The organism is Helicobacter sp. MIT 01-3238 (assembly GCF_003364135.1).
Classification (GTDB): domain Bacteria; phylum Campylobacterota; class Campylobacteria; order Campylobacterales; family Helicobacteraceae; genus Helicobacter_B.
In genome coordinates, this window is record NZ_NXLN01000005.1 from 69862 (window position 1) to 82111 (window position 12250).

The following is a 12250-nucleotide window of genomic DNA, read 5'->3' on the forward strand; positions in this document are numbered from 1 at the left end:
ATTCCTAATCAGGTCTAGGATTTCCCGGAGCTGGACAAAATGGTAGATTATCCCCCTCATTTGCACTAATAAGTGCTAACCAATCTTGGAATTCTCTAGAGATGATAAACTCCGAACTAGCCGCGTTTGCTGTGTCTTTTGGGATATATGAGGGCTTAGCAAGGTAGGGCACACCCCAATGAATCCCATAATGCGTTACGCGTAAGTAATTTCCATTTCTATCTTTCAAGGCTACCTTTTTTTCACCGATTAGCACGGGCTTAAAAAACGCTCTATTTTCCTTAGGTGGCTTTGTATCATCACATTTTCCCCACACTACCCAATCCCAATCCCCGCCATTTAGATTAGAATACATACAATTTAGCTGTGGCACAAACGCATCATAACTAGCGATATGCCCACTCTCTACATTGTAATACAAGGGGTATTTTTCTGTTGAGGAGGAGTCATTTCGCACATAGTATTTTACGCCTTTTTCTTCCCAAGATAGCAAAAATCCAAAATTAAGCGTCCCCGCTGGTGCGATTGTTTTTTCCCACTCAAGCATACTAGAATCAAGGCTGTGTTCATTGTATTTCTCATCAAAAGCCCACGCTGCATAGAGAAAATCCCCATCATCTTTTATGCTATATCGCTCATCGACACTCCAAAACTGCCCATTTTTGATTTTCCACTGCTGTCTTTCATCGTTGATTACGCAAGGGCTAAGGTATAGCATATCAGCTTCTCTAAGTGAGCTAAACACCGAGCCGGGTGCGGTTATACACACCCAAGTATTATTTATGTAATAGGCTAGGCGAGAGAGGACATCATAACGAGCTTTGAGTGCTTCATCACGCGAACAGCTTATAAGTGCCATATATGAGTAGTTTTGCGCACTCGCAGAGAATTGCGGTGCATAGCACCATTTGGCATTGCCCTGCACTCGCACAGCTATGGGAGTATCTTTGGGATTATCTGGCGGGAGCTGTCTAGGCGAAGATAGATTTGGTGTAGCTCCTAGTGCTTTTAGCGTTTGTCCTTGAGTGCGCTTATTTTGGCTAGACTGGCTGATAGGTTTGTTATGAAGCGAGCAAGAAGCAAAAAATAGCGATGCAAAGAGTAGCGCAAAAATCGCTAATGAATATTTTTGTAGCATTGCAAATCCTTAAAAGTGGTATGCAGACATATTACAACAGATTTTACAACATATCATCTGAAATCTTACAAATGCGCGTTTGGATTAGATTTACACAAGTTTTTGGCAATAGATTCTGCCTATTTAGTTTTGCTTACTCTTATCCCTCACAAATCCCTATTGCGCCCCTGCTCCCTAGCACTCCTTTGCATAGCGCATAATATCTAGGATTTGCTCCTTTGTTTTTCCTTTTGCACGCTCCTTTAGGTATTCTTTGGAAGCAAGCCCTAGCTTTGCCTCATCGCGAAATACTGCCCTTACCAAGTCCATTCCCGCATAAAATTCTTTCATCAGCACCACGCACACATAGTGCCCAAACTCCGTGCATCGCAGTATCCTTTTAAAATCTAGATTCTCTCCCGCGCTATTATCCCCCTTATCACGCTTTTTGAGAAAATCCCTTTCCACCCTTATCGCACCACACGCCTTTAGCCCCGCTATTTCCAAGCGCAAATCCTTCTCCAAATCACATTTATTGCTTGCATTAAACTCCTCTAGATTAAGCTTGCCTGAAAAAATCTCACACAAAAACAAATAGCGCAAAATATCCACCCTCGCAAAATCCGTATAAGCGATATTTGCATTGCGCTTCTTAGCCACGCTCTCGCAGTAGTCTTTGAGGTTAAACGCATTGACAAAAAGCCTCCCGCCGATGAAACTAAACGCCCCACTTCCCGCGCCCAAATACTGATGATTGGCACTGACATATTCATCACTAAGCGTGCTTGCTTGTGTCGCTTGATTTTGCCCGCGATTTTCCTTGCTATTTTTGCCGTGATTCCCCCCAAGATTTTCGCTGCGATTTTCTCCACTATTTTCCAAATGATTCCCGCAATCCAAAACCTTAGAAAACCCCCACGCGTTGTTGCGTTTATAGTCGCTAAACTCCGCGCAAATGATTCTATAAAACTCCAATTCATTATCTTGCATAGCCCCGCCTAGCGCACTTTCTATCTTAGATTTAGTAAGGTTTGAGCGCATAAGCGGGTAGGTGGTGATTTGCTGTGCGCCGATAGATTTTGCGATAGCTATGTCGCGCAAAAGCTGTTCTTTGGTTTGGTTTGGGAAATTGAAAATCAAATCAATGCTAAGCGTAGGCAAAATCCCGCACGCCTTTGCTAGCTTATCTTGGAGAATCGCACTTGAGCCAAATTTCTCATACCGCCCGATTTTGCGCAAAATCTCATCATCAAAGCTCTGCACCCCACAGCTAAGGCGCGTGATAAGCCCCCTAAATCGCTCTAGTTGCGCCCTCTCAATGTGGCTAGGGTCGCTCTCACACGAGATTTCTTTGATACTAAAGAGCTTTTTACACAGCTCCAAAGTCTTTAGTAGCTCGCTTTCATTGATGAGTGTCGTCCCGCCACCCACCACAAGCGTGTCAAAATCAAAGCCCTTGTCCTTGATAATGTGTAGCTCTGCCCGCAGGGAATCAAAATACGCGGCGGCTAGATTCTCATCATAAAGGTATTTGTGGAAGCTACAATACGGGCAAAATGTGTGGCAAAAAGGAATGTGGATATACAGCATTGTGGGCTTGCCATTTGGCAAGATTTCGCTCTGCCCCAATCGCACCTTGAAGCTCCGCTTTAGTGCGCTTTGCATAGAGTGGCTTGCATAGCGCGTAGCAAGGGATTCTATGAGGGTTTTTGTGGGATTTTTTGCAAAAAGAGAGTGTCTTAGTAAGTGATTTTGGGCGACATTTGACACTTGGACTCCTTGTAAAGCAAGTAGTGTAAGTAGTGGGCAAAGCGGTGCTAATATGAGAAATGTTTAAAACAAATTCGCATTATACGCTAATAATAAAAATTTATGAGGAAATATTTTATGTGTTCGCGCTGATTTTGGCAAATAAGCTAAACGCGCTTAAGTTTGGTAAAAAATCTTGCTACCAAAAAACTTTTGACACAATCAAAGCTAGCGCAAAAATTAGTGCAAAATTCGTCCTAATGCGCTATTATAGAATTTGTAAATGCTTAAAAGCAATGACACAAAAAAGGATAGCAATGCAGAATTTATATGATTTATTTGGCGCGGTTGTGGGGGAGGCTAGCGGATTTTTATACACTTATTGGCTTGTGTTTGCACTGATTTTGTGCGGGCTGTATCTCACTATTGCTACGCGCTTTATCCAAGTGCGATTTTTGCGTGATGTATTTGGTGTGCTAAAAGAGCGTAGTCAAAAAGAGCATATCTCGCCCTTTGGTGCGCTGATGATTTCTACCGCCTCGCGTGTAGGCATAGGCAATATCGTGGGTGTCTCTGTGGCGATTGCAAGTGGGGGGAGTGGTGCGCTATTTTGGATGTGGGTAAGCGCGATTGTCGGTGGTGCAAGTGCCTTTGTAGAATCCACTTTAGCCCAAGTCTATAAGCGCAGAGTCGGCACTCATCGCTATAAAGGCGGACCAGCTTATTATATCGAGCAAGCACTAGGCTCACGCAAGCTAGGCGTTATCTTTGCTATTTCGCTGATTTTTTGCTTTGCCTATGGATTCAATGGCTTGCAGGCTTTTACGCTTACCTCGTCATTTGAAGTTTTTGTAGGGAGTGAAGTCTTTGCCAATAGTCCTTTGACAATTTTTGTGGGGCTTATTTTGGCGATTTTGGTGTCGTTTTTCTTTTTTGGAGATGATAGCAAATCCGCGCTTATCTCATCGATTTTAGTGCCTATAATGGCGTTTGGCTACTTCGCAGTCGCCCTTGTAGTCATCGGGCTAAATGTCGATAAAATCCCGCTTATCTTTGCTAGCGTATTGCAAGAAGCATTTGATTTTAGTGCGATATTTGGCGGGTTTGCAGGGAGCGCAATCGTTATCGGCATAAAGCGCGGGCTTTACTCAAACGAAGCAGGTATGGGCTCTGCGCCAAATGCCGCAGCCGCAGCGCACACTAGCCACCCTGCAAAGCAAGGAATGGTGCAAACGCTTTCAGTTTTTATCGATACTTTGATTATCTGCACGGCAAGCGCGTTTATGGTGCTATGCTCTAGCATAGATAAAGCCGAGCTAAAAGGAATGGCTCTAATGCAAGCCGTGATGCAAGGGCATTTTGGCACATTTGGGCTTATCTTTGTAAGCGTGGCAATAGTGCTTTTTGCCTTTACCTCGCTTATCGGCAACTATTTCTACGCGGAGGCAAATTTCAAATTTATCACCGAGAATAAAGCCGCCTTGCAGGTGTTTAGATTTAGCGCGGTGGTAATGGTGTTTGTCGGTGCGCAGCTAAATCTAGGCTTGGCTTGGGATTTGGCAGATATTTTTATGGGGCTTATGGCTAGCATAAATATCATAGTGATTTTGTTCCTCAGCAATATCGCACTAAAGGTTTTGCGCGACTATGAATCGCAGAAAAAGGCAGGGAAAAATCCTGTGTTTAGGGCAGAGAGTGTAGGAATCTATAATACAGAATGCTGGAAGTGAGAATCTAAAAAGGAGGTAAGCAATGCCATTTGTCAATATCCGCATAACCAAAGAAAAAGGCGAACCCACAAAAGAGCAAAAAGCGCAACTCATAGAGGGCGTAACAAACCTGCTTAGTGAAGTGCTAGGCAAAAACAAATCTAGCACCGTGGTTATCATCGATGAAATCAGCACCGATGACTACGGGCTAGGGGGCAAGCCTATCACGCAAGTGCGCAAAGAGCAGGCAAAAGCGCAGGGCAAATCCCAAGCCAAAAAGCTAAAATGAAGCGCAAAAATCGTAGTGATGAAATCAAGCGATTTAACGCGATTTGGTGGGGTTTGCGGGCTTTGCTAAAACTCTCGCTTCACAAGCGCATTGTGATAAGCGCGTAGTAAGCTACGAAAATCTATCACTTTTGTTTTTCTATGCGCTTGATTTTGCTATTTTGCTTTGTAGATATTTTGTCTAGTCAAGCTAGCGAAATCTTTTATCACAAAGCACTTTGCCAAAAAGTTTTATGTAGATTCTGCTAGCCCTAATGTCGATTCTAAAGTAGTGCCTTACACGCTGTGAGATGGGCTTAAGCCTATCAATTTTTGCACAAAACTCTTTATAATCCCTACACTCTAAAATCGCTTTTAATCGTGGATTAAAACGCAAAATATCCTCATCAAAGTTATATGAAGCTATGAGATTTTGCAGCTTTGTAAAATGCCTATCCTCTGCACCCATAGGCATATTTTGCACCAAAGAAATATCAATTTTATGCGCCCTTAGCAAGTCAAATTTCACAAAATGCTCTAGCATATAGGCAAAATTCGCAAAATTTTCATCATAAGAATATCGCCATAATTTCATAAGCGAACCCTCTCTTTGTCGGTAGAAATACCTAGCCGTGCGAGTGTAGGCGACTTTGTCAGCTAGCGCATTTACGATATTACCAAAAGTTATATCCTCGCCCAAACGCGCATTTGAATAGCGCAAATGCTCTAAAAATGGGGCGCGATACAACGCCAGCCACGAAGCGATTTTGCTACCCTTACGCGTGATTCCACCACGCGATTTACGCCCACGATAGGCAAAAATCGCACTATTATAATCCTCGTGCTTAAAGCGATATGTATTAAAACTTTTTGTTACCATAATACCCTGCTTGGAGTGTGATTCTAGGCAATAGATAAGGTTTTTATAATAATCTAGCGCAATCACATCATCACTATCCACAAAGCCGATATAATCGCTCTTGTCGGGTTTTAGCGTATTAAAGATATAATCTAGCCCCGTGTTTCGTGCCATTCCAAGCCCTTCATTTTGTGGCTTTGTAACCAAGATAAACCGCTTATCATTTTTGGCATATTGCCCAGCGATTTGAGCGGAACTATCCGTGCTGCAATCATCTACCATAATGGCTAGAAAATTCGCATAAGTCTGTGCTTGGATAGAATCCAAACATTCCTTTAAGGTATGGTTCTACATTGTAAATAGGGACTATGATATGAAGTAGATTTGTATCATAGTGGGGAGAATTTGTGTAGGTGAAAACCGTGTAAGCAGTATTTGTAAGGGTGGAATCTTTTTGGGTGGAATTTGTAGAATCGTTTTGTGTTAGATTTTGGCTTGTTTGGCTGGCGGAGTTACTCTCTCTCTCTCTCTCTCTCTCGTTTTTGCGCGGTGTGGTTCATCGCATACTCCTTATTATGATAAATATTCTAAAAACGCGGTATTATAACACATATTTTTAAGCCAAAAAAGGAATTAAGAAAATGCAAATCTATCTAGCGGGTGGGTGCTTTTGGGGCGTGCAGGCGTATTTTGACCTCCTGTATGGCGTGGAGAGCACGCGCGTGGGCTATGCAAACGCGCAGGAGCGCACGCTTAAAAATCTAAGCTATGAAGTGGTGTGTAGCGGGCTAAGTGGCGCGGTGGAAACAGTGGAGATTGCCTTTGATGAGGGGGTGCTACCGCTTGAGGAGGTGCTTGCGCGCTTTTTTAGTATCATTGACCCCGTGAGTGTGGATAGGCAGGGAAATGACATAGGTAGCCAATACCGTAGCGGAATCTATGCGCGAGATTTGCACATTCTCGATGTGATAAGCGAGTTTATCACGCGCTATGTCGCGCCAAAAGTCGCGCTACGCACTTCTAAGCAAATCGCTACTGAAGTTTTGCCCCTGCGCAACTTCACTCCCGCAGAATCTTACCACCAAAAATACCTAGCCAACAATCCAAATGGCTACTGTCATATTGATATTTCTAAAGCCTTAGAGCCAATAGAATCATAAAATACCACACAAAGATAATGCCTTTTGCGCGTTTTTACGCTGTTTTGCAGATTTTGCAAATCATTAGTGCCAAAACTGCATAAAGCCCAAAATCTATTTAGAAAAATTATGCTACAATTAAGACACTTTTGTTGTTGCCATAGTCGTTGCTACAAATGCTTCAAACCCACGCTAAGCACGACAAACAAACTTAAAACAGCCAAATCAAAAAGCAAAATTTAGCAAAGTCCAAAATCAGTAAAATCCAAAAATCAAGGATGTGTAAAATCGCGCTTTGCAATCCACAAGCACGATTAAGGCGAATAAAGGAGTAGAAAATGCCTGATAACAAACCTAGCAAAATCAATGTCCCAACATTTCGAGAAAAAAATGTCAAACTTGATGTCAAAGATGAAAGCGAGCTAAAAAAGAAAGATGATTCACTTTTTTTGTATGTCATCGGCGGGATTCTAATCGCAGTAATGTTTATCGTGCTGTTTTTAAGCGAGGCATAATCTAAATCCATACACATAAATCAGCCAAAGCAAACCTCACAAAATCCAACCAAACAACCACGACACAACTAAAAGGGTAAAAAGTGCAAGGCTATATTTTGCATACCCAAAGGCAAAAAGGCGAGGACTTAATCGTCCGCGTGCTGACAGAATCAAAAATCAAGACCCTATATCGATTCTATGGTGCTAGGCATTCGCTCGTGCATATCGGGCACAGAATCGACTTTGTCCAAGAGAGCAATGGAATATTTTTGCCAAAACTTCGTAGCGTTATGCACTTAGGATTTGGCTGGGAGAGGGAGCTAGAGAGAGTGTATGTGTGGCAAAGATTTATCGGGCTACTTGATAAGCATTTGCGTGATATTTATGAGGTTGATAGGTTTTATATGGAGGTTTTGGACGAAGCAGCTCGCAAACTCCTAAAGCAAAATCCTATGCGCGTGATGATAGAAGCATATAGTCAAATCCTCTCAAAAGAGGGACGAAAGCCAAGTCAAGCAAGCAACAATAGCGAGTGCTTTTTGTGCGGGGAGGCACTAGGCGAGGATATAGCACTTGCAAGGTCGTTTATGGCAGCGCATAGGCATTGTGCGCGTGGGCTGCACACACAGATGGGCAAAATAAAAGATTTCCTAAGCACAGGCGATAGCTTAAGGCTAAGTGATGAGGAGGTGCGCTCTTTGTATGAAGTGCTTTTGCTTGGATTTTAGGTATCTAGCAGCTTTGGCAAGATTTTGCGGGTAAATTGTAGATAAAAATTGCGGGTAAAATCGTGTGTAGATTTGGGGGAAAATTTGTGATTTATTTTGTTTATTTAAGGATTGTGCTATGAGATTTGTTGGTAGATTTTGGTTGTGTAAATTGCGCAAGCTGTGCAAGTCGTGTGAGCTACATAAAATATGCTTGGGGCTAGCTGTTGTGGGTATGATTGGCTGCTCGACAAAGTCCCCAAACACGAATCAAAACATCAAGAATAGCTCTGTGCAAGATATTGGGCAAAATATCGCAAAAGTAACGATAAATATCTCTAGCCAAATTGATGGACTAAATAAATCCGTTTTGACATATTGGTGCAAGGTAGATGAAAAACCAGCAGATGACAAAGAGGCAAAAGAACACAAATGGACAGAGGATGACGAGAATAAGAGGGACAAAGATGATAAAAATGACAAAGCAGATATGCCTAAACAAGACTTCATACCACAATCCACACACTCTAAAGATTTTAGCCCACAAGATTCTAACCCAGATGATTTTACAAAGAATTTTACACAGGATTTTAGCCTGCAAGATTCCAAAAATCACAAAAGCCATAGCGAGCTAGACTTACAAGCAAAGCCTACCCACACCACCCAAAACCCTAGCAAACTAGACACTACCAAACCACCCAAATGCAAAGCTATCGGCGGGGCAAATGCGTTTTTCCGCGCACTAAAAACCTCTCGCTTTCGCGCCCCAAGAGATGAGGTGGTGGAGCTAGAAGCAGGCGTGTATTATCTCGCAGCTTTTGAGATAGAGGCAAAAAGGCATATTTTGCACTCTTGTGATAAGGAGGCGAGCAAATGCGGTGGCTATGAGGGAGGCAAGCCTAGATTTTTGGCATTTCGCGTGGATAGTGGCGAGAATATCACCTTACCAAAGGTTCTTATTTTGCCAAAAGCAGAGGCTAAAGAGGCAAATCTAGCAAGTGATTTTGATAGCAAAACAAACGATAAAAAAAGCGAAAAAAAAAGCAATAAAGATAAAGAGAGCAAAAAAGCTAAAAAATCCAAAAATGATGAACCAAAAGAGCTTATTTTTGTGATTTTGGAGGATTTTGACAAGCAAGGAAGTGAAAATCTACCACATAAAGCAGAATCTAAGCGTGGTAATGCTATATTTTCGCTTGGCTCTAGTGTGTCATTTGAGTTTGATAGCACTCAAAACAACAAAAATGAAGCAACCCCAAAAAGCTCAAACCAAAAAAGCAATGACACAGATAGCGCAAAAGACAAGGAGACACAAAGTGGGTCAAGAAGCAATGAGGTAAGCCACACTCACACACAATCTACAAAATCTATGGATTAAGATTGATACAGCACACAGACAGGCAAGCAAGCCAAGTGAGTGGGTGGCGAGCGGAATGTAAGTTGCTTTTAGCAAATCGACTAAAAAAAACAAAAAAGAGGTGTAAAAAATGTCTGAAGTTATAACGATTACTTCTGGTAAGGGAGGTGTGGGCAAATCCACAGCTACGGCAAATATCGCTGTGGGGCTTGCCCAGATGGGGCAAAAAGTCGTGGCAGTGGATTTTGACATAGGCTTGCGAAATTTGGATATGATTTTGGGACTAGAAAACCGCATAGTATACGATGTCATTGATGTTATGGAGGGGAATTGCAAACTTGCCCAAGCTCTTATACAAGACAAAAGAACACCAAATCTACACTTTCTCCCTGCAAGCCAAAGCAAAGACAAAAATATCCTAGATAAATCAAAAGTCCAAAACCTCATAGAAGAGCTAAAAAAAAGTTTTGATTATATTTTGCTTGATTCTCCTGCGGGGATAGAGGGAGGGTTTGAGCATTCGATTTTTTGGGCAGATAGGGTGCTAGTGGTGGTTACACCTGAAGTAAGCTCGGTGCGTGATAGCGATAGAGTTATCGGGCTTATCAATGCCAAGTCCCACAAAGCAAGTGAGGGGATAAAAATCCCACTTCATCTAATCATCAACCGCATAAAACCCGAGCTAGTAGAATCTGGCAAAATGATAAGCACTCAAGATGTGCTAAAAACCCTTGCTATTGAGCTTATAGGGCTTGTGCCTGAAGATGACAAAGTCGTAACAGCGACAAACAAAGGCGAACCTGTGATTTATGACAAAAACAGCATAAGTGGCGAGTGCTACAAGCGTATCGTAGCTAGGGTGCTAGGCGATGAGGTGGAGTTTGTGGAATTTAAGTCTAATGGTGGCTTTCTAAAAGCACTCGGCAAGATTTTCAACAAGTAAGGTTTAAGCGATGGGTATCCTAAACTACTTTGTCAAAAAAGATAATAGCGCGAGAGTCGCCACAGATAGATTACAGCTAATCCTCGCCCACGAGCGCACTGCCAAAATCCCATATATGGAGCAAATGAAGCAAGAGATTTTAGCAGTGGTAAAAAAATACACCAACACAGATAATATCTCCATAAAAGCAGATTCTAATCAAGACATAAGCACACTTGAAGTAGAAATCATTTTGGATAACACAAAATAGCACATTACAGCACTTGCACTCTTAGGCACAATCTTAGCGAGATAATATCCATTACGGAGGTTTGAAAATGATGCGATTTAGCAAAAGCATAAGCACGATTCTTGTCGGCTTGTTTTTGGCAGGTATCGGGCTATATGCGTATAAATTCTACGAAAACGACACCGTAGTCAAGCGAGAAAAAATCCAAGCCCAAAAAGAAGCCAAAAAACAAGATGATTCAAAAAATGAAGCGCAGAGTGCAGAATCTAGCGGCTGGCAAAATATCTTTGAAAAAGCCCAAAATATCGTAACTTCTAGCGTAAGTAGCGCAAAAAACGCAATAACTAGCCACAAAAAACCCTACCTCGCCATAATAATGGACGACATAGCATACCCTAGACAATTTGAAGACTTACAAAAGCTAGGGCTAAAAATCACGCCCTCATTTTTCCCTGTGAGCTACTACTCGCCCCAAACAGCCAAGCTCGCAGCAAAAAGCGAATTTTATATGGTGCACTTACCACTAGAATCAATGAGTGTCCAAAGCCCGAAATTTGAGTGGATGCGCGTAAATATGGACATATCCAAAATCCAAGAGATTATCGCTAAAATCAAAAAAGACTTCCCCAAGCTAGAATATATCAACAACCACACAGGTAGCAAGTTTAGCTCAAGTTTTAGAGATATGCAGCGGCTACTTTATGTGCTTGATTTGTATGGGATTGATTTTGTGGATTCACGCACGAGTGCAAACACACAAGCACCTAAAATCTATGATGAGAGCAGGAGAGAACTGCTAAGTAGAGATGTGTTTTTGGACAATGAACAATCCGTGCCATATATCAACTACCAAATCCACCAAGCCATAGAAACAGCCAAGCAAAAGGGCTATGCTATTGCGATTTGCCACCCACATTCTGCGACATTTCGTGCACTAAGGGAGGCAAAATCCACCCTCCAAAACGAAGTAAATCTAGTCTATATAAAAGACTTGCCACTTGCCAAATCCAATCGCCCACGCCTACAAATAGCCCTAGATGACAAAACAAAATCCAAGATAAATCCAAAGCTCTTTGAGGGAGTGCCAAACTCACGCTATGCCAAAATCGATGATAGTATGTTTGCAGAGAGCAAAAGAGAAAAATCCCACCCCCAAGTCGCACCAAAAGATTCTAGCCCAAGTGTGGCAAAGCAAGCTGGATTTAGCAAGACTTCTACCCAAACTTCAGAAGTAGCCCAAATGGCAAAATACACCAATTCAAATAACTCCATAAAATCCCAAGCAGGTGTCCTAAGCACAAGCAAACCAACCCCGCCCACAAGCACACGGTCAAACCCACAACCCACAAAAGCATATCCACAGCACCTAGCCCAAAGCCCTGCACCAAAGCCACAAACTCCACAAAGGCGATATACTCCACCCACACCACCCAAATCCGTTCCCTACTCGGTGTGTTCAGGCGATGAGCTAGAAGCGTTTGTATCAGGCTGTGGCGGCTCAAATGATATGGGGCAAAGTGTGAGAGAATATCAAAGAAAGCAAAAAAACACAGATAATTTCCTAAGTGTCCAGATGTGCAAAGACGCGGGTGGTAAATGGCAAAATGGCAAATGCCAAAGCTCCAAAAACGCACATTCTTTCCACTCTCAAAGCATCTCAATAGAGGGATTTTAGTC

The 12250-nt window shown here is 42.4% G+C and carries 11 protein-coding genes and 2 pseudogenes; 10 read left to right on the forward strand and 3 right to left on the reverse strand.

The genetic code is table 11. The annotated features are described in order from the left end of the window. Positions 1-4 precede the first annotated feature (4 nt). Both CQA40_RS02740 and CQA40_RS11795 read right to left on the reverse strand, forming a co-directional pair. On the reverse strand, positions 5-1138 hold the full coding sequence (locus CQA40_RS02740; protein ID WP_115519434.1) for a DUF1561 family protein: 1134 nt from the start codon (positions 1136-1138) through the stop codon (positions 5-7). A gap of 648 nt (positions 1139-1786) precedes the next feature. After that, a pseudogene (locus tag CQA40_RS11795) lies at positions 1787-2818 on the reverse strand (coproporphyrinogen III oxidase family protein); the annotation flags it as partial. A gap of 365 nt (positions 2819-3183) precedes the next feature. Between CQA40_RS11795 and CQA40_RS02755 the strand changes: the two are divergent. Together CQA40_RS02755 and CQA40_RS02760 are read left to right on the forward strand one after the other, a co-directional pair. Next, positions 3184-4596, forward strand: a complete 1413-nt coding sequence (locus CQA40_RS02755) for an alanine/glycine:cation symporter family protein (protein WP_115519462.1) — start codon at positions 3184-3186, stop codon at positions 4594-4596. A 22-nt stretch (positions 4597-4618) separates the two neighbouring features. After that, positions 4619-4864 (forward strand): 2-hydroxymuconate tautomerase family protein, encoded by a 246-nt coding sequence (locus tag CQA40_RS02760; protein WP_115519437.1) that lies wholly within the window; start codon positions 4619-4621, stop codon positions 4862-4864. A 189-nt stretch (positions 4865-5053) separates the two neighbouring features. Here CQA40_RS02760 and CQA40_RS02765 read toward each other — a convergent pair. Further along, positions 5054-6034: pseudogene (locus CQA40_RS02765) on the reverse strand (glycosyltransferase family 2 protein); the annotation flags it as partial. A 110-nt stretch (positions 6035-6144) separates the two neighbouring features. On the opposite strand from CQA40_RS02765, the gene CQA40_RS10990 reads away from it, so the two are divergent. From CQA40_RS10990 to CQA40_RS02795, 8 genes are all read left to right on the forward strand, one after another. After that, positions 6145-6321 carry a hypothetical protein gene (locus CQA40_RS10990; RefSeq protein WP_181882804.1) on the forward strand — a complete coding sequence of 59 codons (177 nt, stop codon included), beginning with the start codon at positions 6145-6147 and terminating at the stop codon, positions 6319-6321. 21 nt (positions 6322-6342) lie between these two features. Further along, complete coding sequence (gene msrA, locus CQA40_RS02770) at positions 6343-6861, forward strand: peptide-methionine (S)-S-oxide reductase MsrA (RefSeq protein ID WP_115519439.1); 519 nt, start codon at positions 6343-6345, stop codon at positions 6859-6861. 317 nt (positions 6862-7178) lie between these two features. Next, entirely contained in the window at positions 7179-7355 is a 177-nt protein-coding gene (locus tag CQA40_RS10995) for a hypothetical protein (protein WP_023928790.1), read from the forward strand. A gap of 83 nt (positions 7356-7438) precedes the next feature. Continuing rightward, positions 7439-8065 carry a recombination protein RecO gene (recO, locus tag CQA40_RS02775; protein WP_115519440.1) on the forward strand — a complete coding sequence of 209 codons (627 nt, stop codon included), beginning with the start codon at positions 7439-7441 and terminating at the stop codon, positions 8063-8065. A gap of 118 nt (positions 8066-8183) precedes the next feature. After that, entirely contained in the window at positions 8184-9422 is a 1239-nt protein-coding gene (locus CQA40_RS02780; protein ID WP_115519441.1) for a hypothetical protein, read from the forward strand. Between the two features lie 109 nt (positions 9423-9531). Next, positions 9532-10344, forward strand: coding sequence for a septum site-determining protein MinD (gene minD / locus CQA40_RS02785; RefSeq protein ID WP_023928794.1), 813 nt, complete (start codon positions 9532-9534; stop codon positions 10342-10344). 10 nt (positions 10345-10354) lie between these two features. After that, the gene (gene minE, locus CQA40_RS02790) at positions 10355-10594 is read left to right on the forward strand and encodes a cell division topological specificity factor MinE (protein ID WP_023928795.1); all 240 of its coding nucleotides are present in this window, start codon (positions 10355-10357) and stop codon (positions 10592-10594) included. 67 nt (positions 10595-10661) lie between these two features. Beyond that, positions 10662-12248: a divergent polysaccharide deacetylase family protein gene (locus CQA40_RS02795; protein WP_115519442.1), complete on the forward strand. Its 1587-nt coding sequence runs from the start codon at positions 10662-10664 to the stop codon at positions 12246-12248. Positions 12249-12250: the final 2 nt, after the last annotated feature.